This window comes from Streptomyces viridifaciens, assembly GCF_001888885.2.
Classification (GTDB): Bacteria; Actinomycetota; Actinomycetes; order Streptomycetales; family Streptomycetaceae; genus Kitasatospora; species Kitasatospora aureofaciens.
In genome coordinates, this window is the sequence record NZ_CP090841.1 from 4,104,422 (window position 1) to 4,125,565 (window position 21,144).

Below are 21,144 nucleotides of genomic sequence, written 5' to 3' on the forward strand. Positions count from 1 at the left end.
CCGGATCGGTAGGGTTCGATCCGGGCCCGTGCGGAGCTCGCCCTCGGGTCCGTATCGTCGCCGACCAGAAGAGGAAGAATCCGATGAGTGCCCAACTCTCCGACCGTGCGAAGGCGTTGATCGACGGCAAGAGCTTCGCCGTGGTCTCCACGATCCAGCCCGACGGCAGCCCCCAGTCCTCGGTGGTCTGGGTCAAGCGAGACGGCGACGACATCCTGTTCTCCACCGTCCAGGGCCGCCGCAAGCACCTCAACCTGGTGAAGGACCCGCGCGTCTCGATCCTGATCAACCCGGCGGAGAGCCCGTACGAGTACCTGGAGGCCCGCGGTTCGGTGACGATGACCACCGAGGGCGGCCGGGAGCTGATCAACGAGCTGGCCGCCAAGTACCGCGGCGAGGACGAGTACACCTGGGACGGTCCGGAGGACGTCCGGGTGGTCGTCCGGCTCTCGCCGAGCAAGGTGGTCGGCAGCATCTGAGCCGCACGCGCGACCTGCGCTTCCCCGGGACCGCACCCGCCGGATCCCGGGGAACGCCCTGCCGTTCCCCGGTAATGTCGCGGGGCACCCCCCGCCGCCCACTACGCTTGACGCTGTGAGCATTCGTCTGTACGACACCAGCACCCGCCAGGTACGCGACTTCGTCCCGCTTGTACCGGGTTGTGTCTCGATCTACCTGTGCGGCGCTACCGTCCAGTCGGCGCCACACATCGGGCACATCCGGTCCGGCCTCAACTTCGACATCATGCAGCGGTGGTTCGCTTACCGCGGCTACCAGGTGACCTTCGCCCGGAACGTCACCGACATCGACGACAAGGTGATCGCCAAGGAGCGCGAGCTCGGCACGCCGTGGTGGCAGATCGCCTACGAGAACGAGCGCGCCTTCAACGACGGTTACAGCGCGCTCGGCTGCCTGCCGCCGACCGTCGAGCCGCGGGCCACCGGGCACATCCCCGAGATGATCGAGATGATGCAGGGGCTGATCGCCAAGGGCCACGCCTACGCGGCCGACGGCAACGTCTACTTCGACGTGAAGTCGTACCCCGACTACCTCGCGCTCTCCAACCAGAAGCTGGACGACCTGCGCCAGCCCGAGGGCGAGGGCGAGACCGGCAAGCGCGACCAGCGTGACTTCGCGATGTGGAAGTCCGCCAAGCCGGGCGAGCCGAGCTGGGACACCCCGTGGGGCCGCGGCCGCCCGGGCTGGCACCTGGAGTGCTCGGCGATGGCCCACAAGTACCTGGGCACGGCCTTCGACATCCACGGTGGCGGGCTGGACCTGATCTTCCCGCACCACGAGAACGAGATCGCCCAGTCCAAGGCCTACGGCGACGACTTCGCCGCCTTCTGGGTGCACAACGCCTGGGTCACCATGGCCGGTGAGAAGATGAGCAAGTCGCTCGGCAACTCGGTGCTGGTCTCCGAGATGGTCCAGCGCTGGCGGCCGATCGTGCTCCGCTACTACCTGGGCGCCGCGCACTACCGCTCGATGATCGAGTACAGCGAGGACGCGCTGCGCGAGGCCGAGGCCGGGTTCGGCCGGATCGAGGGCTTCGTCCAGCGGGCCGTCGAGCGCTGCGGCACGGTCGACGCGGCGCCCGAGGTGCCCCCGGCCTTCGCCGAGGCGATGGACGACGACCTCGGCGTCCCGCAGGCGCTGGCCGTCGTGCACACCGCCGTCCGCCAGGGCAACAGTGCCCTGAACGCGGACGACAAGGAGAGCGTGGTGGCGCGTCTGGCCGAGGTCCGTGCGATGCTCGGTGTACTGGGCCTCGACCCGCTCGACCCGCAGTGGGCCGGGACGGAGCGCGGTGAGGACCTCCACGGCGTGGTCGACTCGCTGGTCCGCCTGGTCCTGGACCAGCGGCAGGCGGCGCGTCAGCGCAAGGACTTCGCCACCGCGGACGCCATCCGCGACCAGCTCGGCCTGGCCGGGCTGGTGATCGAGGACACCCCGTCCGGCCCGCGCTGGACGATCAACAGCCAGTAACCCCATCTGATGATCGGGGTGATGGGTGGGCCGTACCGGACCGGTGCGGCCCTCCCGCATGACGTAGCGCATGCCGTCGGCCGCCGCCGCACCGAGCGGGGCGGCCGGGCATGCCGGACAGACAGGAAGTACAGCCATGGCCGGCAACAGCCAGCGCAGGAACCGCCGCAACCCCGGATCGAAGAAGGGCGCGTCTGTCGGTACCGGCGGGCACAGCCGGAGGGCGCTGGAGGGCAAGGGCCCGACCCCGCCCGGTGAGGCGCGCAAGGGCCACCCCAAGCAGCGGGCCGCCAACGCCGCGCTCAAGCGCGAGCGGGACGCCAAGGCCCGGGCCGGCATGCGCCGGGCCGGTGCCGGCGGTCGCGGCGGTCGCGGCGGCGCGGGCAGCGCCGAGCTGGTCTTCGGCCGCAACTCGGTCGTCGAGGCGCTGCAGGGCGACGTCCCGGCCAACGCGCTGTACGTCCAGCAGTTCATCGACACCGACGACCGCGTCCGCGACGCCTTCCAGGCCGCCAATGACCGCGGCATCCCGCTGATGGAGGCCCCGCGGCCCCAGCTGGACCAGATGACCGGCGGGATGAACCACCAGGGCCTGGTGCTGCAGGTCCCGCCGTACGAGTACGCCCACCCCGAGGACCTGCTGGCCGACGCCGCCGACGCCGGCCAGGACGCGCTGATCATCGCGCTGGACGGGGTCACCGACTCGCGCAACCTGGGCGCCGTGGTCCGCTCCGCCGCCGCCTTCGGCGCGCACGGCGTGGTCATCCCCGAGCGCCGCGCGGCCGGCATGACCGCCGGTGCCTGGAAGACCTCCTCCGGTGCCGCGGCCCGGCTGCCCGTCGCCCGTGCCACCAACATGACCCGCACCCTGGAGGCCTACCAGAAGGCCGGCCTGATGGTGGTGGGCCTGGCGGCCGACGGCGAGGCCGAGCTGGGCGACCTGGAGCTGCTGACCGGCCCCGTGGTGATCGTCGCGGGCAGCGAGGGCAAGGGCCTGTCCCGGCTGGTCTCGGAGACCTGCGACATGCGGGTGCGGATCCCGATGAGCGGCCTGACCGAGTCGCTGAACGCCGGTGTCGCGGCCGGCATCGTGCTGTACGAGGCCGCGCGGCTGCGCGCCAAGCGCTGAACGCGGAGCGCTGAGCGCTGAGCGCGGCGGGCGGCGTTCCGTCCGCAGCGCCGAGCACGGCGGGTGTGCCGCCCGCAGGGGATCTTCTGAATTCCCCGTGATCCGAGTGGAAAGCGATCGGGCCCGACCGGGTCCGATCGCTTTTTTCATGATCACTTCAAGTATGCGCCGGACATCCACCCGCGAGAGTGTCCTAAGCGGCCGTCACCCGGTTAGTCGGGCGTGGACGTGGACACCAGAACACCTCGGCGCCCCCTGTTCGGCGGCGGCAGCACCGGGATAGACGCGAGCCCAGCGCTCGACACCGTCAAGGTGCCGTCGGACCCCGCGCGCCTCAGCAACACCCAGGCGAGCTTCCGGCTCCAGCTCGGCGCCCCGGTGGCGCCGCTGATCGAGACCCCGGTCGGACTCCTGTCCACCGGCGCCGCCTTCGGCGACCCCTACGCCGACCAGGGCCTGATCCGCCGTCCGCTGGTCACCCCACAGGTCGTCGTACCCGCCTCCGCCGTCCCGGCGCTGGCCGGGGCGGCCGCCGGGGCCGCCGGCGGCGCACCGCGCCGCAAGGGCCGGGTCACCCCCGTCACCTGGACCGGCCAGACGGCCCCCGGGGACCTCGCGGCCACCCGGCTGCTGGAGGCGGTGCGGACCAACCGCTCCCCGGCGGGCACCGGCCCGGACGAGGCCGACACCCAGGTGCTCCCGGCCTACCCCGGTGCCCGGACCGTCCCCCGCCAGCCGCGCGAGGGCACCGGCACCGCCACCGACGCGGGCATCGGCCCGGTCGGAGAGCCGCACGGCTGGACCCCCAGCGGCGAACTGCCCGAGGTCTCCGCCACCGACGCCGAGGGCAGGCAGCCCTGGTACCCCGGCCGACGGGTCGACCTCGGCCTGGTGCTGCTGCCGCTGCGCGCCGTGCTGGGCTCGCTCTCCCTCTACGCCGGGTTCAGCAAGCTCTGCGACCCGGTGTACTTCGACGGCGGCGAGCGCGGCTCGATGATGCGCTGGCTCTCCTCGCTGCACCCGTGGAAGGTCGCCGAGCCGCTGCTCGCCTTCGCGATGGCGCACCCCGTCGGCTCCGGCCTGGTGGTGTCGTTCACCGAGATCGTGGTCGGCGTGCTCACCGTCCTCGGCCTCTGGCAGCGGCTCGCGGCCGGAGCGGCGATGCTGCTCTCCGCCGCGCTGCTGTTCACCGTCAGCTGGCGGGCCGTACCGGTCTACGACACCCCCGACCTGATCTTCCTCGCGGCCTGGAGCCCGCTGCTGATCGCCGGGGCGCCCTTCGCCTCGCTCGACGGGCGGCTCAACCTGGAGGCCTGGCGGCGGATCGGCTCCGGCGCGCCGGGCGCCCTGCGCCGCCGGGTGCTGCGCCGCGGCGCGGTGGTCACCACCGTCGTGGTCGGCCTGACCCTGCTGCTCGGCTCGATGCTGGGCGCGGCCGTCCGCACCGGCGCCCGGCCCCACCAGACACCGGGCCGTCCGGCCACCGACTACGGCACGCCGGTCTGGCCGTCGGGCAGCCCGTCCGGGGCCCCGGGCGGACAGGGCACGTCCACCTCGCCCCCGCCCGCCGCCCCGCGCCCGGCCACCCCGACGCCGAGCGCCACCGCGCCCTCCAGCGCCCCGGCCAAGCCGGCCGGTGCCTCGCCGAGCGGCAAGCACTCCGGCAAGGCCGAGACCGGCGGCTCCTCGTCGGCCACCTCCGCCCCGTCCGCCGGATCCGCCGGGTCCGGCTCCGCGTCGACCCAGCGGACCCCGGCCCCCGGCGGCTCGGGCACGGCGCCCAAGCCCAGCCCGAGCAATGGCTCCGGACTGCTCGGCGGGGTGCTGGGCAGCGGGCCGGTGCTGGGCAGCGGTCCGCTGTCCGACCTGCCCGGTGGGCAGTCCTCCCGTCCGGGGACGCCGACCGCCACCTGAGGCCGCCGGACGCGCTACGGCCGGGTGCTCCGTGGGGGAGCACCCGGCCGTAGCGCTGCCGCGGCCGCGTCCTGGGTCACTGGGCGCTGTCGCGGTAGGCGGCGAGCTCCTTGGCCGCCTCGGTGAGGTCCTTCGCCGTGTCGATGGCGCGCCAGTACACGCCCAGCGCCAGCTGGTAGCCGGCGAGCCGCTTGCCGCGGGCGAGCTGGGGGAAGGTGGTCCGCTCGTGGTCGCCCACGTCCGGCAGCAGCTCGGCGAACTCCGGGCTGAACACGTACAGGCCGGCGTTGATCAGGAAGGGCGAGGGCGGGGCCTCGATGAAGTCCAGCACGTTGCCGAACTGGTCGGTCTCCACGGCGCCCCACGGGATGCGCGGCCGGGCCAGCGCGAGCGTCGCGACGGCGTCCCGCTCGTGGTGGAAGGCGGCCATGTCGCGCAGGCTGAAGCGGGTCCAGATGTCACCGTTGCTGGCGTACCAGGGCTCGTCCGGGCGCGGCAGCGCCTTCGCCGCGAGCTTCAGGCCGCCGCCGCGCCCCAGCGGCTCGGCCTCGACCACCGTGCTGACCCGCAGCGGCAGGTCCGCCCGGTCGAGCCACTCCTCCAGCACGTCGGCGAGGTGGCCGCAGGACACCACGACGTCGGTGACGCCCTCGGCGGCCAGCCAGGCCAGCTGGTGGCCGAGGATCGGGATGCCCGTCCCCGGAATCTCGACCAGCGGCTTGGGGCGGTCGTCCGTGTAGGGGCGCAGCCGGGAGCCCTGGCCGCCGGCCAGGATCACGGCCTGGGTGACGGGCGTCGTGGTCGGCCGGGGCTGGTGGGGCTGGTGGGTCTGCGAGGACGCGAGGTCGGCGGTGGGGCCGGAGTCAGCGGTCATGCCTGAACAATAGGACGCCGTCCGGTCGGGGGCGGCCTGCTTCAACTGTCAGGCGGGACGGGCCTGTCAGGTGGGACGGGCCTGTCAGCCGGTGACGCCGGCCGCGAAGGAGCCGTCGCAGACCGGGCGGGCGAAGGACCGGGCCCGCTGCACGTCACCCTGGTACTTGCGCACCGCGGCCTTGCCCAACTCGGTGGCCAGCGAGGTGCAGTACGGCGTCAGCGAGGGCTGCTCGCGCATCGAGCGCTCCAGCAGGTCCAGGGCGGCCGACGGATTCTTGGCGCGCAGCTCGTCCAGCAGCGCCACCCGCAGCGAGTCCTGCGGGGCGAGCCCGTCCGTCTTGGTGGTGGCGGTGGCGGAGCGCCCGATCCCGGCGCCGTCGCCGCTGGCCGCCGCCACGACCTGCTGGTCGAGCCCGGTCGGTGGAGCCCACGGGACGCGGGTCACGGCGAGGGTGCCGGTGGTCACCAGGACGACCGGCAGGGTCAGGGCGAAGGTCTGGCCGATACGGCGCACAAGCTGCTTCACCCTCAGGAGAGTAGCGGTGGGTACGGGGCGGATCGCCCTCCGTTACACCATCGAGTGACAGGGTGTCCGGGTTCGTCCCTGCACCGTGTTGACGCGGGGGTGTACGGACGGAGCCCGTCGGACCGGAAGGGGTCCGACGGGCTCCGCCAGGTGCGGCTTCCTCAGTCGCAGACGCTCAGGCGCACGCCGCTGCTGGCGGCGAAGACGTGGGTCTCCTGGGCGATCGGCACCACGTGGATGGTCTCGCCACGGGTCGGGATCTGGCGGCCGGGCACCCGGACGACCAAGTCCTTGTCCACGCCGCCGATCTGGGTGGTGCCGTAGACGAAGCCGTCCGAGCCGAGCTCCTCGACCACGTTCACCGTCACGGCGACGCCTTCGATGCCGCCGGCGTCGACGATCTGGAAGTGCTCGGGGCGGATGCCGACGATCACCGTCTTGTCGGTGCCGGCGCCGGCCAGGTTCTCGCGCGAGATGTTGACGACGGAGCCGCCGAACTTCACCCCGCCGTCCACCAGCGGCACCTCGACCAGGTTCATGGCCGGCGAGCCGATGAAGCCGGCCACGAACAGGTTGGCGGGCTTGTCGTACATGTTGCGCGGGGTGTCGACCTGCTGCAGCAGACCGTCCTTGAGGACCGCGACCCGGTCGCCCATGGTGAGCGCCTCGGTCTGGTCGTGGGTGACGTACACGGTGGTGATGCCCAGGCGGCGCTGCAGGCCGGCGATCTGGGTGCGCGTCGAGACGCGGAGCTTGGCGTCCAGGTTCGACAGCGGCTCGTCCATCAGGAAGACCTGCGGCTGGCGGACGATCGCGCGGCCCATCGCGACGCGCTGGCGCTGACCACCGGAGAGCGCCTTCGGCTTGCGGTCCAGGTAGTCGGTGAGGTCGAGGATCTTCGCCGCCTCCTCGACCTTGGTGCGGATGTCCGCCTTGTTCACGCCGGCGATCTTGAGCGCGAAGCCCATGTTCTCGGCGACGGTCATGTGCGGGTAGAGCGCGTAGTTCTGGAACACCATGGCGATGTCCCGGTCCTTCGGCGGCAGGTGGGTGACGTCCCGGTCGCCGATCCGGATCGCGCCGCTGTTGACGTCCTCCAGGCCGGCCAGCATGCGCAGGCTGGTCGACTTGCCGCAGCCCGACGGGCCGACCAGCACGAGGAACTCGCCGTCCGCGATCTCCAGGTCCAGCGCGTCCACCGAGGGCTTGGTCGCCCCGGGGTAGATGCGGGTCGCCTGGTCGTACGTGACAGAAGCCATGGTCGTTCTCTCCTTCACCGGCAGGAACGTGCCGGACGATCCGAGTAAAGGGGGGGTGGTTCGTCTCCGTCGGTCCATCAGTGGTCTGAACCACTACCGGAGCCGACTCCCGGCGACGCTACCTGCGCCACCGACGCTTGTCAGCCCCCTCCGCCCCGATTTCGGCATCGGTTCCATCACGCTCACCCCGCGCCCACCCGCCTCCCGCCCACCCACCACCCACCCCGCCAACCCCCGGATATCCCCCCACCCCGCCACCCCGGCCCGGTAGACTGCCCCCGGTGCCGCCGTGATCCGTCGCGGACGGCCACCGTGCCTCCTTAGCTCAGCTGGCCAGAGCACCGCTCTTGTAAAGCGGGGGTCGTCGGTTCGAACCCGACAGGGGGCTCAGTGGTGGAAGGGCCGGCTCGATCGAGCCGGCCCTTCGTCGTTGTCAGGCCCGGCGCTCCCCTCGCCGCGCCGGGCCTGCCGCCGCGCCGCCGCCGTCGTGGACGGCCGGGCATGGGTTGCTCGCTCGGGCCCCGAGTTCAGTGCGCGGAAGCCGCGTTCTTGACCAGGGTCTTGGTCAGGGCCACGCCGGCGGTTCCGGCCTTGCTCTGCTCGTTGTCATAGGTCGCCACCACGACCTTGCCGACGCGGGCGGCGACCAGCGTGCTTCCGCCGGTCCATTCCGGAGAGGTGATGACCGCCTGGAGTGCTTCGTCCCCGACGCCGGGCAGGCTCTGCAGGGTGACGGTCGCGGAGTAGTTCTGGCCGTCCTGGGTGACGGTGAAGGTGTGGCAGGCGGTGAGGGTCTTCTTCAGGTTGGCCATGACCGTCTGAGCGTCGTTGCCGCGGTAGGCGTCCAGCTCCTGGGCGAACATGTTCTGGGCTTCGTCCGCGTAGTTGTTCTTGGCGAAGGACGCGGCGATGATCCCCGCCGAGTTGACCCATCCCGTCCCGTTGAGCATGTCGCACGCCTTGTCGGCGGGCACCGCGGAAGGCGAGGCCGGCGGGATGGCGCCGTCGCCGGTGCTCTGGGAGCCGCTGGGGTCGAGCTTGAACTTCGGCGGCATCGCGGTGGCCGGCAGGAGCAGGGCGTTCAGCTTGTTCCCGTCGGGGAGGCCGGCGGTGCTCGCGGCGGGCCCGGGGGCCGGCGCGGTGGACGATGCGGCGCGGGCGGACGCGGCGGGGGCCGCCGCGGTGGCCGAGGGGTTCGCGTTGTCCGGGCCGCAGGCGGCGAGGCCGAGGACCGCGGTGGCGCTGCAGGCGATCAGGGTGGCCCGGCGGAGTTGCTGAGACATCGGGGCGTGCACCTTTCGGGCGGGGAGCTGTGTGAGCGGCGGGCTAATCAGATCATCGCCTGTGAACCGCGTCAACATGAGAATTCGCCGTGAGGCTGGTTGTAGAATCGTTCTCAGTCGTAGCGTCGCGGGGAGGGGGCCCACTCGGTGCCGGAGAACAGGACAGACGTCACCGCCGCCGGGATCGCGCGGTTGGCCGGTGTCGGCCGGGCCGCGGTCAGCAACTGGCGGCGCAGGCACACGGACTTCCCCAAGCCCGTCGGCGGCACCGACACCAGCCCGGTCTTCGACCTGGCCGACGTCGAGCAGTGGCTGCGCGACCAGGGCAAGCTCGCGCAGGTGCCCCTGCGGGAACGGGTCTGGCAACAGATCGAAGGGGATCCGGGCGGCGCGGCGACCGCGCTGCGGCTGGTCGGTGCCGTGCTCCTGCTGCGCGATCAGCCCACCCGCTGGCAGGAGCTGGCCACCGCGGACGACCGCCGTCTGGCCTGCGAGCTGCCCGGAGCGCTCGCCGAGGCACTTCGCGCCCGCCTGGGCGAAAACCACCCGGTACCCGTGCCGAGCGGGCCCGAGCTGACAGGGCGTCTGGCGCTGCTGCGCGGTGGCGTGGAGCTCGCGAACGAACTCGGCGCACGCCAGGCGTACGAGTTCCTGATGGGGCGCCACCTGGAGGCGGGGCCGCGCCAGTACACGCTCACCCCCGCGCCGCTCTCGGAGCTGATGGCCGAACTCGCCGGCCCGGCCGAGCTGGTGCTGGACCCCGCCTGCGGATTCGGCGGCCTGCTCGGCGCGGCCGGTCCCACCACCACGGTGATCGGTCAGGAGGCCGATCCGGACCTCGCCGCGCTGACCGCGGTGCGCCTCGCCCTGCACACGGACGGGGAGGTGCGGATCCAGGTGGGCGACAGCCTGCGCGCCGACGCGCACACCGGCGTGCGCGCGGACGTCGTGCTGTGCCACCCGCCGTTCAACGAGCGCTCCTGGGGGCACGAGGAGCTCGCCTACGACACCCGCTGGGAGTACGGGCTGCCGCCGCGGACCGAGTCCGAGCTGGCCTGGGTGCAGCACGCCCTCGCCCATGTGCGCGATAACGGCTGCGCCGTGCTGCTGATGCCGCCCGCCGCGGCGTCCCGCCGGTCGGGCCGGCGGATCCGGGCGGACCTGCTGCGGCGCGGCGCGCTCCGGGCGGTCGTCGCGCTGCCCGCGGGCGTGGCCCCGCCGTACGGGATTCCCCTGCACCTGTGGGTGCTGCGCCGTCCTGCGGCGGACGCGCCGCAACCGCAGCGACTGCTGCTGGTGAACGCGGCCGAGCACTCGGACGGCGGGGAAAAGCTGCCTTGGCAGGAACTGCGCAACACGGTGCTGGCGGACTGGTACGCCTTCGACCACGCCGGCGCGGCACCGGAGCGGCCCGGCGTCAGCCGCACCGTCCCGCTGGTCGACCTGCTGGACGACGACGTGGACGTGACCCCGGCCCGGCACCTGCCGATTCGGGCGGCGGGCACCGGAGGGGCCGGGCTGAGCGAGGTCCGCCAACGCCTGACCGATGCCCTGCGGAGCACCGTGGAACTGGCGCCGGTGGTGGGCGTCCAGGGCGCGCTCGTGCGCTGGCCCATGACCAGCCTGGGCGAACTGGCCAGGACGGGAGCCCTGGTGATGCGGACGGGCGGTGCCGGAGCCGGCACCGGCGGCCCGCCGGTCCTGAGCGAGCACGACATCGTGTCGGGCGGCGCCCCCTCCGGCGTGCTGCCCGAGGGCGAGGACGAGGAGCCGGTGCTCATCCGGGCCGGGGACGTGGTGATCCCCGTGCTCGGCCGGGGCACCGCGACCCGCGTGATCGACGAAGCCACCGCCGGTGCCGCGCTGGGCCGCAACGTCTACCTGCTGCGCCCCGACCCGGCCACCCTGGACCCGTGGTTCCTCGCCGGCTTCCTGCGCAGCAGCGCCAACAACCGGCAGGCCAGCAGCTTCACCACGTCCGCGACCCGGCTCGATGTGCGCCGGCTCCAGGTGCCCCGGCTGCCGCTGGCCGACCAGCAGCGCTACGGTGAGCGGTTCCGCGCGGTCGCCGCCTTCGAGGAGGCGGCACGCCTGGCGGCCAGACTGGGCGAACTGTTCGTCCAGGGCCTGTACGACGGGCTGACGGACGGGAGCATCAGCCCGTCCTGATGGGCGGAGGTCGCCCGGCGGACGGGTCGGTAGGCTGACCCCGGCAATCACCGATCAACCTCCGCCGAGCAGGAGCTGGCCCATGTACGGCCCCGTCCCCACAACGCCGCCGCGTCGACGTGGCGCGCGCGTGTGGAGGGTGCTTCTCAGGGTGGTCCTCACCGCCGTTCCGGTGCTGACCATCGGCATGCTGGGCTGGATATCGATGCTGTACCTCGCGCTCGTGCACCGCCGCCGACGCGACTGGCTGGTGCTCGTCGCGGTGGCGGCGGCGTCCGTCGGCGGGGTGGCGCTGATCGGGCCGTCCGGGAAGGACAGTTGGCAGGCCACCACCGGGGTGGTGCTCCTGCTCGGGACCATGGTCTTCGTCCCGGCGTACTTCCTTGCCGTCGACCTGCGGCCGCAGCCTTCGGGCGGGGCGGTTCCCGGCCAGGGGACCCCGGTGGCACTGCCGGCGGTGCCACCGGGCCACCCACCTGTGGGCCTGCCGCGCCAGGACCGCATCGGGCAGGTCAGGGCCGGGCTCGACGAACTGAGCGCCTACCTCGAGCAGCAGGAGCGCTCATGAAGGGCCGGCTCGTCGCCGGGCGGTACGAGCTGGCGACGCTCGTCGGGCAGGGCGGCATGGGCCAGGTGTGGACGGCACACGACAACGTCCTGGACCGGCAGGTGGCGGTCAAGCTGCTCCGGACCGACCGGATGCCCGAAGCGGCGGAGGACTTCGACGGGGTCAGGCGGCGCTTCGTCCGGGAGTGCCGGGTCACCGCCCAGGTCGATCACCCCGGACTGGTCACCGTGCACGATGCCGCCAGCGACGGCGACGACCTCTACCTGGTCATGCAGTACGTCCAAGGCGCGGACCTGGCCGACCACTTGGCCGAGCACGATCCCTACCCCTGGCCGTGGGCGGTCGCCGTGGCGGCGCAGCTCTGCCCGGTGCTGACCGCCGTGCACGCGGTACCGGCCGTGCACCGCGACCTCAAGCCGCGCAATGTCATGGTCCGTCCCGACGGCACCGTCGTCGTGCTCGACCTCGGTGTCGCCGCCGTCCTGGACTCCGACACCACGCGCCTCACCCTCACCGGCTCTCCCATCGGCAGCCCCGCGTACATGTCGCCCGAGCAGGCCATGGGAGGCGAGGTCGGCCCGAGCGCCGACCTCTACTCGCTCGGCGTGATCCTGCACGAACTGCTCGGCGGCACGGTCCCCTTCGCCGGTGCCTCCGCGCTGGGCGTGCTGCACCGGCACCTCCACGAGCCGCCTCTGCCACTGCGCCGGCTCCGGCCAGAGGTGCCGGAACCACTGGAGACCCTGGTCCTGCGGCTGCTCGCCAAGGACCCGCGGGACCGCCCGGCCGATGCGGCGGAGGTCTACCGCGAGCTGGCGCCCCTGCTTCCCGGGCCCGCGTCGAACCGCCTTGACGGCCCCGGGGTCCCGATGGACCCGACCCGTCCGTTCCGGCAGCCCTACGCGCCCTGGCACGGCGGGCAGCCGCCGTACCGGTCACGGCACTCGCCGACCGTGCCCGCCGCGGACCCGCACCCGGGCCCTCCCGCACCCGTCGGCGGGACGGCCGAGATCGGCGCCGCCGTCAAGGAGGCCAAGGGGTTGCTGGACGCGGGTCGGGTCACCCAAGCCGTGAGCGTGCTCGGCAGAGCGCTGTCCGGTGCCGCTGAGGCCCGTGGCCGGAACTCTCCGGTCGTCCACATGCTGCGGAAGCACTACGCCGCGACTCTGCTGGAGGACGGTCAGTTCCGCGCCGCACTGTCGGAGTTCCGGCTGCTGATCGAGCAGCGCTCCGCCGAGGCCGGCCCGGCTGACCCCCAGGCCCTACGCTTCCGCGTCGAGGCAGCGCAGTGCCTGGAACACCTCGGCGACCACGTCTCGGCACTCGCCGAGTACCGGTCCCTGCTTCCTCAGCTGGACCGGCTCGCCGACGACGATCCGGCCTTCGCACTGGAGGTCCGCGGCCGCGCAGCACACCTGCTCTTCGCGACCGGTGACCACATCGGCGCCCGCACGGCCCAGCTCCGAGTACTCGTCGACACCGAGCGGCTCTATGGCCCGCACCACCCGCTCGCCGCCGAGACCCGGCGCACCCTCGACGAATGGGACTCGCGGGACGACCGGAGAGACCGCCGTCCGTAGCCACCACGCGATGAGGAGGCGGTCAGTCCGGGGGGAGGGTGAGGGTGGCGAGGGCGCCGCCGGCGGGGTGGTTGGCGAAGGTGAGGGTGGCGCCGATGACGCGGGTGTGGCCGGTGGCGATGGTGAGGCCGAGGCCGTGGCCGCGGCCGCGTTCGGGGGCGTTGGTGCGGAAGCGCTGGGGGCCGTGGTCGAGGAGGTCGTCGGGGTAGCCGGGGCCGTGGTCGCGGACGGTGATCCGGCGGCCGTCGACGTGGAGTTCGACCGGGCCGGCGCCGTGGCGGTGGGCGTTGAGCAGCAGGTTGCCGAGGATGCGGTCGAGGCGGCGCAGGTCGGTGCGGACCTCCTGGTCGGAGGTGATCCCGATCCGGACGTCGAGGCCGGTGAGGGTGACGGTGCGGCGCACCGCGCGTTCCAGGGGGACGGCGGAGAGGTCGGGGGACTCGACGTCCGCGTCCAGGCGGGAGACCTCCAGGAGGTCCTCGACGAGGGCGCGCAGGGCCTGGACCCGGTTCTGCACCAGTTGGGTGGGGCGGCCGGGCGGCAGCAGTTCGGCGGCGGTGACTAGGCCGGTGAGCGGGGTGCGCAGTTCGTGGGCGACGTCGGCGGTGAAGCGCTGTTCGTCCTCCAGGCGGCGGTGCAGGGTGCGGGACATCAGGTCGACGGCGGCGGCGAGGTCGGCGACCTCGTCCTTCCCGTCGACGAGTTCGCCGATCCGGGTGTCGGTGCCGCCGGCCGCGATGCCCCGGGCGGCGGTGGCCGCGGTGCGCAGGCGGCGGCTGATCCGGTCCGCGACGAGCACGCCGGCCAGCACGGTGGTGAAGACCGCGGCGACGACGGTGAGCAGGATGATCCGGTCCAGGTCGGCGATGGCCCGGCGGTCCTGGGTGAAGTCCACCCGGGCGGAGAGCACTCCGCCCTGGACCGGGGCCGCCGCCCACATCGACTCGCCCTGCTGGTCGGTCGCGAGCACCGTGCCCTCTCGCCCGTCGGCGGCGAGGTCGTGCAGCCGGGTGGGGAGGGCCGGGTCGTCGAGGGCGGCGACGGGGTTGGGGGTCAGGCCGCGCGCGTAGTCGGTGAGGGCGGAGTTGAGGGCGGTGAGCGCGGAGGAGCGCGCCTGGTCGACGTGTTGTCGGATCATCGCCTGGTGGACCAGCAGGCCGACGGCCACCGCGACCAGGACGGAGATGGCGGCGACGGCGGTGGCGATCTGACGGCGCAGGGTCATCCGGCGCAGCGTCAGCCGGGAGGGGAGCTGTCGGGGTCGGCGTACGGTCATGCGGGGCGCCGGAGCTTGTAGCCGAAACCGCGGACGGTTTCGATCCGGCCGGAGCCGATCTTGGCGCGCAGCCGCTGGACGTGGACGTCCACCACCCGGGTGTCGGCTCCCCACTCGTAGTCCCAGACGCGCTCCAGCAGCGTCGAGCGCTCCAGCACGATGCCGGGCGCGGCGGTGAACTCCAGCAGCAGCCGCAGCTCGGTGGGAGTGAGCGGGACGAGGCGGCCGTCGACCCGCACCTCCATGCTGTCGGTGTCCACCTGCAGGCCGTCGAAGTTGCGGACGGCGTGGGTGGGGGAGGGAGCGGGGGAGGGGGCGACGGGGGCTGCCGGGGAGTCGGGCGACGCGGAAGAAGGGGGGAAGGAGGAGGAAGGGGAGGAGGAAGAGGAGGGGGAGGAAAGGACGGCAGGAGACGCAGCGGCAGGAGCCGGGGCCACCCGGATGCGGCGCAGCACGGTGCGGATCCGGGCGACCAGGACGGCGCTCTCGAAGGGCTTGACCACGTAGTCGTCCGCGCCCGCCTCCAGGCCGGACACCACGTCCACCGGGTCGGTGCGGGCCGACATCATCAGGATCGGCAGCTGGCTCTCCTCCCGGATCCGGCGGCACAGGCCGACCCCGTCGAGCAGCGGCAGCATCACGTCCAGCAGGAGCAGGTCGGGGCGGACGGCGTGGAAAGCCTCCAGCCCCTCCAGGCCGTCGGCGGCGGTGGTGACCGGGAAGCCGTAGCGCTCCAGGGCCATCCGGGTCGCCTCCCGGATCACCTCGTCGTCCTCGACGAGCAGGATGTGCGGCTGGGCGGGGGCGGCGGCGGTGGTCATCGCTTCGCTTCCGGGACGACGGCAGGGGCGGACGGTTGGGACGACTGGTACTGAGAGGACTGCTGGTACTGCGGGGTCGGCTGGTACCACTGGGACGGTTGAGCGGGCTGGGGCTGGGGTCGGCCGGGGCGCGCGGTCGGGACGGCCGCGCCGGCGCCCGGCCTGGCCTCGGCGGAGGGGCGGACCGGCCCGGGAACCGCGCCGACGGCTCCGGTGCCGGTCGGCGGGTCGGTGCCCGGATCGGTGGGCGGGAGCAGGCCGATGCCGTCCACCCGCTTCTCGACCAGGGCGAGCCTGGTCCCGTCCCACTGGTAGTGGCTGGTGGTGCGGGTGGTGACGGTGGTCGGTTCGTACAGCCACAGGTCGGAGTCCAGGGTGGCGGCGCCGAAGTCCGGCTTGATCTGCACCCGCAGGATCGGCAGGACGCGGTCCCCGGTGAGGGTGTAGACGTGCAGCGCGACCTGTCCCGGGGTGGCGACGGCGGCGATCAGTTCGGGCAGCCCGTCGCCGGTGAGGTCGCGGAACTCGGGGGCCCGCACCTCGCAGCCGGTGCAGGAGTCGAGCGCGCGCCGCTCCTCCGCGCTCACCGCCGGGTCCTTGGCCAGGAGGGTGTGGAGGTCGACCGCGGTGAGGTCGTGCCCGGGGGCGGTCAGGTCGGGTACGGGCTGCGGCGGAGGTGCCTGGGTGCTGGACCCGGTCGCGGACGTGGCGGGCGGCGGTGCGGTGGCCAGGCCGGGCCAGAGCGGTTTGGCCGAGGTCGGCGGGGTGACGGCCACGCGCGGGCCGTCGTCCCGCAGGCCGCCCGGGGCGGGGTGGCCGAAGGCCAGGACGCCGAGGACGGTCAGGGCGGCCAGGGTGGCGAGGGCGGCCGCGGGCACGGCGCCGGGGCGGCGGCGGAGCGGGGTCGGTGGTGCCACGGTCGGTGCTCGTCCTCCAGGTTCGCGGTGTGCGCGCGGCGCGGTGCCGGTTCGCCGTCCCTCCGGCCGTCCTGCTGCTGTGACCGTTGTAGCCGGTCCGTCCTGGTGGCCGGTCCGGTGGGTAGGTCGTGCGGACGGTGACCGGCGGTTCCGCCCCCGCTGTCGGCGGCCCGGTCAGGCCGGGTCCGCCAGAACGATGATGTTGTCCGTCCAGTGGCCGTCCGAGCCGATCCGCCCGCCGCAGGTGATCAGCCGCAGTGCGGGCCCGGGGGTGTCGCCGTACACCGCGTCGGTGGGGAAGTGGTCCTTGGCGGCCTGGAGCAGGCTGCGGACCTTGAAGTCCACGCTGCCGCCGTCCGAGCGCCGGATCCGGATCAGGTCGCCCGGGTGGAGTTCCGGCAGGCGCCGGAAGACCGCCGGGCCGTTCCTGGTGTCGAGGTGGCCGATCAGGACGGCCGGGCCGGCCTCGCCCGGGGTGGGGCCGTTGCGGTACCAGCCGACCTGGTCGGCATGGTCGGCCGAGGGCACCTGGACGGTGCCGTCGGCGTTCAGGCCGAGGTCGGTCACCGGGGCGTCCACGCTGATGGCGGGGATCAGCAGCCGGGTGGGCGGCGAGGCGGCGAGCGTCCGGGCGCTGGCGGTCGGCGCGCCCACGGGGGTGGTGCGGGCGGGCGCGGTCGGGGTGGGCGCGGCGGCCGCCGGGGCGTGGCCGGAGGTCTCGATCCGCACCACCGGGGTGTCCCGGCCGGACAGCGCGAGCGAGGTGCCGAGCACCACGCAGAGCAGGCCAGCCGCGCCGAAGACGCTCCGGCGCAGGATGCCCGGGCCGGGCCGGGCGGCGCGCCGCCCCCCGCGGCCGCCCCGCTTGGCGGTCCCCGCCGCCCGGGGCGCCCCGGCGCCGCTTCCCCGCCCGGCCGGGTGCGGAGGAAGGGCGCCGGGGTGCCCGGCGGACTCGGGACCGGTGTCAGCCACGCGCACCGGAGCGGCGGCGCAGCAGGGCGAAGCCCAGCGCACCGGCGCCGACGGCCGCGACGGCACCGCCGCCCGCCAGCATCAGGCCGTTGCCGTCGGTCTCGCCCGAGCCGTCACCGGCCTGGGCGGCACCCTTCGGCACCTCGCGCACCTGCGGCTGGGAGCCGGCGGGGACGGGCTGCGCCGCGGGCGCGGAGCCGGCCGGGTGGGCGGGCTTGGCGGACGCGGCGGCGGAGCCGGGCGCGGCTTCGGCGGGGGCGGGGACGGCGGAGGGACGGACCGCGCCCGCCGGCGCCGGGTTGGCAGGGGCGTGGGCGGTGGGGGTGGCGGCCTGCGGGGTTCCGTCGGCCCAGGCCTGCCCGCCGGTGACGACGGTCACCAGCGCGGCGCCGGTCAGCGCGCAGACCGCCAGCATCCGGCGGGCGGGCGAACGGTGGGTACGGCTCTTGCTCATACGGTGGTGCTCCTTCGAAGACGAAGACTCTGGTGAACGAACGCGTCAACGGCGAGACCGCGGCTCTCGCGAACGCCTCCGGCCCGTACGGCCGGTCCCTGAGGCCGGCCCGCGCGGTTGTCCGATGCGTCGTCGGTGACGGTAGGGGGACCGTGTCGCGGTGCCCGCCCGGCCGCGTCACGGTCGCCCATCGGCTGGGTAACGGTCCCCGGGCCGAGCGGAACGGGCCCGTGACGGAAGCCGTGACGGAGCCCGTGACGCACGTCGGAACACACTCGGTGACACCGGACACATCCGGTGACATGTGTCCCGGGCTGAGTACTTCCGCCCGCCCGTCCGTACTTTCCGGTGGGGGACAAACCGAGAGAAAGGTGGCAGTGATGAGCATCCTCGCCAACCTCCTTCCGACGCTGCGGAGCGACCGCGGCGACCGCGGTGGCCGCGGGTACGGCGGTCGCGGGGACGACCGCGGGGACTTCCGTGGCGGCCGGGGCGACTTCGACGATTTCGGCGACTTCGACGACGAGGGCCGTCGTGGCCTTCGCGGCTCGCGCCGCTGGAACCGGTGCTGACGGTCACGGACCGGTGATGGTCCCTGGCTAGGACGAACTGGTGTGGTCCCTGCGGCGGTTGACGGCCGTCGACACGGGTGACGGCGACGGCCGGGCGGACCCGGTCGTCGCCCCGGCCCCGGTCGTGCCGCTGCGGCGGACCTTCCGGCAGTTCTGGCCCTACACCCGAGGGGGGAGGCGCTGGCTGATCCTCCTGGTGGCGATCGTCCTGCTCGGCCCGGTGGTCGACGCGGCGATGATCTGGCTGTTCAAGATCGTCGTCGACGACGTGCTGGTGCCGCGCAGACTCGGGCTGTTCCTGCCGGTGGCGCTCGGTTACGCCGGGCTGACCCTGCTGGCGGGAGGCTTGGGCTTCGTCGACGAGACGCTCTCCACCTGGGTCAGCGAGCGCTTCCTCCTCAACCTGCGCACGGACGTGTTCCGGCACCTCCAGTGCCTACCGCTGGGCTTCTTCGAGCGGCGGCGGCTCGGCGACGTACTGTCGCGGCTGACCGCGGATGTCGAGGCGGTCGAGACCTTCCTGCTCTCGGGCGTCCTGGAAGCGGTCGCGTACGTCGCCGAGCTGACCGTCTTCCTCGGCCTGCTGTTCTACCTACGCTGGGACCTCACGCTGACGGCCCTGGTGGTGGCCCCGCTGTTCTGGATCACCGCCCGGCGCTTCTCGGGGAAGGTGAGGACCGCGTCCCGCGAACGGCGCCGCCGCAGCGGCTCGGTCAGCGCCCTCGCCGAGGAGACGCTCGGTAACATCGCTCTGGTGCAGGCGTACAACCGGCAGGACTGGGAGCAGAAGCGCTTCCTGGGGGAGAACCTGGCGCGGTTCCGCGCGACCATGGCGGCGACCCGGCTGCGCGCGCTGTTCGAGCCGATCGTGGAGATGCTGGAACTGGCCGGTGCGCTGATCGTGCTCGGCCTGGGGGCCTGGGAGTTGACCCAGGGCCGCCTCACCCTGGGCGAGCTCCTCGTCTTCGTCGCCCTCCTGAGCCGCCTCTACGGCCCGGTCAAGGGGATCGGGCGGCTCAGCAACGGCTTCTTCTCGGCCGCGGCCGCCGCCGAGCGGATCATCGAACTCCAGGACCAGCAGCCGGACGTGACCGATCCGCCGAAACCGCTGCGTCCGGCCCGGGTGCGTGGAGCAGTGGCTTTCGAAGGGGTGCGGTTCCGCTACCCGAACGTGTCCCGGTTGGCGCTGAACGACGTCTCCTTCCGCGCCGAACCGGGCGAGACGGTCGCGCTGGTCGGGGAGAGCGGGGCGGGCAAGTCGACCGTCGCCAAGCTGCTGCTGCGCTTCTACGACCCGGAGCGCGGTGCCGTCCGGCTGGACGGCATCGACCTGCGCGGCCTGGCGCTGAGCGATCTGCGCGAGCACATCGCGGTGCTGCTCCAGGAGACCCTGGTCGTCCACGGCACCGTCCGGGACAACATCGCCTACGGCCGACCGGGGGCCACCGACGCGCAGATCGTGGCGGCCGCCCGGGCCGCCGACGCGCACGAGTTCATCAGCCGGCTGCCGGAGGGCTACGACACGGTGGTGGGCCAGCAGGGGCGGCTGCTGTCCGGCGGCCAACGCCAGCGGATCGCGATCGCCCGGGCGATGGTCCGGGACGCACCGGTGCTGCTGCTCGACGAGCCGACCACCGGCCTGGACTCGGAGTCGGGGCGGCGGATCCTGGAGCCGCTCGGGCGGCTGATGAGCGGGCGGACGACGATCATCATCTCGCACAACCTGCTCACCGTGCGGAACGCCGACCGGATCGTCCTGCTGCGCGGGGGCCGCGTGGTCGCCTGCGGCAGCCACCGGGAACTGCTCACCCAGGACGCCGGCTACGCCCGGCTCGACCGGGCCGTGACCCCGACCTGGGCCGCCGGGTGAACGCGCGGGCTGTGAGTCCGCTCCGTCGCGCGAGACCCGATTCGCCGACACCCACGGCGATTTGCTCCCTCAGGGCCGCCGCGCGGTACCCCCGCCCGGCGCGTGGTCCTCACCGCCGCTCCCTCAGCTGCCGGAGCGTCCAGCCCGGCCCGAGGGCGCTGGTGTGCGCGATGAAGAGTTCGGCCGCGCGGCGGTAGGAGAGGCGGGCGCGGCCGGTGTGGGGGCAGCGGTCGGCGGCGGGGTGCCGTCCGCCGCGCTGGCGGCGGGGCTCGGTTCGGCGGTCTGCGGGACGTTGTACAGCACCACGGTGCAGCACTGGGTGCCGCCGGAACTGCTGGGCAGGCTGAGCGCCTTCGGGGCGGTCGGCTCCTTCGCCGTGGGACCGCTCGGCCTGGCGGCGGCCGGTCCGCTGTCGGCCCGGTACGGCACCGGCGGCGTGCTGTTGGTCGGAGCCGTCTGGCAAGTGGCGGCGGGGGCCGTAGTGTTGGGCCTGCCGGCCGTACGGGATCGCCGCTGGGAGGAGGGCCCGGACCGCTGACTCACCCCTCGGACGGCTCCGGGGCGCACCCCCGGCCGGTACCGGTGCGGCCCACCGCGCACCGTACCCGGCCGGCCCCGGAGCACAGCCGGTCGCTCCGCCCACGCGTGCGTGCCTCCGCGGCGGGCGGGGTGGCCGGGTCGGTCGTACCGTGGACGGAGGGGGTACGGAGGAGGTTTGACCATGCCCGGTTCGCTCACCATCAGCCATCACCAGGCCGCGGCCACCCTGGACCACGTGGACGCGGAGCGGCTGGCCACCGTACTGGCCGACCTGGCGTACCTGCTGGAGATCCCGGGGCCGGACCGGATCACCGACGCCCAGCTCGCCGTGCTGTGCGAGGGCCACTCGCCGGACCGCGCCGACCTGGTGCACTTCTGCGCGTCGACCGCCCGCAGGTTGAAGGGGCAGCTCTGACCGGACCGGCCGAG

Annotated in this window: 20 protein-coding genes and 1 tRNA gene; 12 read left to right on the forward strand and 9 right to left on the reverse strand. The window is 73.7% G+C overall.

Annotated elements, in window-relative coordinates; genetic code table 11:
* The first annotated feature begins 83 nt into the window (after positions 1-83).
* The 4 genes from BOQ63_RS25395 (at position 84) to BOQ63_RS25410 (ending at position 5,032) form a co-directional block, all read left to right on the forward strand.
* The gene (locus tag BOQ63_RS25395; protein WP_030288538.1) at positions 84-479 is read left to right on the forward strand and encodes a PPOX class F420-dependent oxidoreductase; all 396 of its coding nucleotides are present in this window, start codon (positions 84-86) and stop codon (positions 477-479) included.
* Between the two features lie 115 nt (positions 480-594).
* Positions 595-1,989 (forward strand): cysteine--tRNA ligase, encoded by a 1,395-nt coding sequence (cysS, locus tag BOQ63_RS25400; protein WP_030288540.1) that lies wholly within the window; start codon positions 595-597, stop codon positions 1,987-1,989.
* Positions 1,990-2,125: 136 nt separating this feature from the next.
* Positions 2,126-3,118 (forward strand): 23S rRNA (guanosine(2251)-2'-O)-methyltransferase RlmB, encoded by a 993-nt coding sequence (rlmB, locus tag BOQ63_RS25405; RefSeq protein ID WP_030288542.1) that lies wholly within the window; start codon positions 2,126-2,128, stop codon positions 3,116-3,118.
* A gap of 228 nt (positions 3,119-3,346) precedes the next feature.
* Positions 3,347-5,032, forward strand: a complete 1,686-nt coding sequence (locus BOQ63_RS25410; protein WP_150476114.1) for a DoxX family membrane protein — start codon at positions 3,347-3,349, stop codon at positions 5,030-5,032.
* A gap of 76 nt (positions 5,033-5,108) precedes the next feature.
* Here the strand turns inward: BOQ63_RS25410 and BOQ63_RS25415 are convergent, their stop codons facing one another.
* The 3 genes from BOQ63_RS25415 to BOQ63_RS25425 all read right to left on the reverse strand — a co-directional run bounded on the left by BOQ63_RS25415 (position 5,109) and on the right by BOQ63_RS25425 (position 7,693).
* The gene (locus BOQ63_RS25415; RefSeq protein WP_078867559.1) at positions 5,109-5,906 is read right to left on the reverse strand and encodes a nucleotidyltransferase family protein; all 798 of its coding nucleotides are present in this window, start codon (positions 5,904-5,906) and stop codon (positions 5,109-5,111) included.
* An 84-nt stretch (positions 5,907-5,990) separates the two neighbouring features.
* Positions 5,991-6,434, reverse strand: coding sequence for a hypothetical protein (locus tag BOQ63_RS25420; RefSeq protein WP_030288545.1), 444 nt, complete (start codon positions 6,432-6,434; stop codon positions 5,991-5,993).
* A gap of 161 nt (positions 6,435-6,595) precedes the next feature.
* Positions 6,596-7,693: an ABC transporter ATP-binding protein gene (locus tag BOQ63_RS25425; protein WP_030288546.1), complete on the reverse strand. Its 1,098-nt coding sequence runs from the start codon at positions 7,691-7,693 to the stop codon at positions 6,596-6,598.
* A 314-nt stretch (positions 7,694-8,007) separates the two neighbouring features.
* On the opposite strand from BOQ63_RS25425, the gene BOQ63_RS25430 reads away from it, so the two are divergent.
* Positions 8,008-8,081: transfer RNA gene (locus BOQ63_RS25430), tRNA-Thr, on the forward strand.
* A 139-nt stretch (positions 8,082-8,220) separates the two neighbouring features.
* On the opposite strand, the gene BOQ63_RS25435 is transcribed toward BOQ63_RS25430, so the two are convergent.
* Positions 8,221-8,976, reverse strand: coding sequence for a hypothetical protein (locus tag BOQ63_RS25435; protein WP_072655022.1), 756 nt, complete (start codon positions 8,974-8,976; stop codon positions 8,221-8,223).
* Between the two features lie 147 nt (positions 8,977-9,123).
* On the opposite strand from BOQ63_RS25435, the gene BOQ63_RS25440 reads away from it, so the two are divergent.
* From BOQ63_RS25440 to BOQ63_RS25450, 3 genes are all read left to right on the forward strand, one after another.
* Entirely contained in the window at positions 9,124-11,145 is a 2,022-nt protein-coding gene (locus BOQ63_RS25440; RefSeq protein ID WP_072655023.1) for an N-6 DNA methylase, read from the forward strand.
* 151 nt (positions 11,146-11,296) lie between these two features.
* Positions 11,297-11,713 carry a hypothetical protein gene (locus BOQ63_RS25445; RefSeq protein ID WP_030284438.1) on the forward strand — a complete coding sequence of 139 codons (417 nt, stop codon included), beginning with the start codon at positions 11,297-11,299 and terminating at the stop codon, positions 11,711-11,713.
* Positions 11,710-13,293 (forward strand): serine/threonine-protein kinase, encoded by a 1,584-nt coding sequence (locus BOQ63_RS25450; RefSeq protein ID WP_072655024.1) that lies wholly within the window; start codon positions 11,710-11,712, stop codon positions 13,291-13,293. The genes BOQ63_RS25445 and BOQ63_RS25450 overlap by 4 nt, the downstream gene beginning before the upstream one ends.
* A 22-nt stretch (positions 13,294-13,315) precedes the next feature.
* On the opposite strand, the gene BOQ63_RS25455 is transcribed toward BOQ63_RS25450, so the two are convergent.
* From BOQ63_RS25455 to BOQ63_RS25475, 5 genes are all read right to left on the reverse strand, one after another.
* A complete protein-coding gene (locus BOQ63_RS25455) occupies positions 13,316-14,569 on the reverse strand; it encodes a sensor histidine kinase (RefSeq protein ID WP_223886041.1) in 1,254 nt (417 codons plus the stop codon).
* Positions 14,566-15,390 (reverse strand): response regulator, encoded by an 825-nt coding sequence (locus BOQ63_RS25460; RefSeq protein WP_030551648.1) that lies wholly within the window; start codon positions 15,388-15,390, stop codon positions 14,566-14,568. The genes BOQ63_RS25455 and BOQ63_RS25460 overlap by 4 nt, the downstream gene beginning before the upstream one ends.
* Positions 15,387-16,307, reverse strand: a complete 921-nt coding sequence (locus BOQ63_RS25465) for a hypothetical protein (protein ID WP_150476116.1) — start codon at positions 16,305-16,307, stop codon at positions 15,387-15,389. The genes BOQ63_RS25460 and BOQ63_RS25465 overlap by 4 nt, the downstream gene beginning before the upstream one ends.
* Positions 16,308-16,481: 174 nt before the next feature.
* A complete protein-coding gene (locus BOQ63_RS25470) occupies positions 16,482-17,279 on the reverse strand; it encodes a class F sortase (protein ID WP_223886042.1) in 798 nt (265 codons plus the stop codon).
* The gene (locus tag BOQ63_RS25475) at positions 17,272-17,733 is read right to left on the reverse strand and encodes a hypothetical protein (protein ID WP_051746883.1); all 462 of its coding nucleotides are present in this window, start codon (positions 17,731-17,733) and stop codon (positions 17,272-17,274) included. Before BOQ63_RS25475 ends, BOQ63_RS25470 begins: the two co-directional genes overlap by 8 nt.
* A gap of 380 nt (positions 17,734-18,113) precedes the next feature.
* On the opposite strand from BOQ63_RS25475, the gene BOQ63_RS25480 reads away from it, so the two are divergent.
* From BOQ63_RS25480 to BOQ63_RS25495, 4 genes are all read left to right on the forward strand, one after another.
* Positions 18,114-18,305: a hypothetical protein gene (locus BOQ63_RS25480; RefSeq protein ID WP_030284423.1), complete on the forward strand. Its 192-nt coding sequence runs from the start codon at positions 18,114-18,116 to the stop codon at positions 18,303-18,305.
* A gap of 40 nt (positions 18,306-18,345) precedes the next feature.
* Complete coding sequence (locus BOQ63_RS25485) at positions 18,346-20,175, forward strand: ABC transporter ATP-binding protein (protein ID WP_223886043.1); 1,830 nt, start codon at positions 18,346-18,348, stop codon at positions 20,173-20,175.
* A gap of 163 nt (positions 20,176-20,338) precedes the next feature.
* Positions 20,339-20,713, forward strand: coding sequence for a hypothetical protein (locus BOQ63_RS25490; protein WP_157846563.1), 375 nt, complete (start codon positions 20,339-20,341; stop codon positions 20,711-20,713).
* A gap of 183 nt (positions 20,714-20,896) precedes the next feature.
* The gene (locus BOQ63_RS25495) at positions 20,897-21,130 is read left to right on the forward strand and encodes a hypothetical protein (RefSeq protein WP_046387441.1); all 234 of its coding nucleotides are present in this window, start codon (positions 20,897-20,899) and stop codon (positions 21,128-21,130) included.
* Positions 21,131-21,144: the final 14 nt, after the last annotated feature.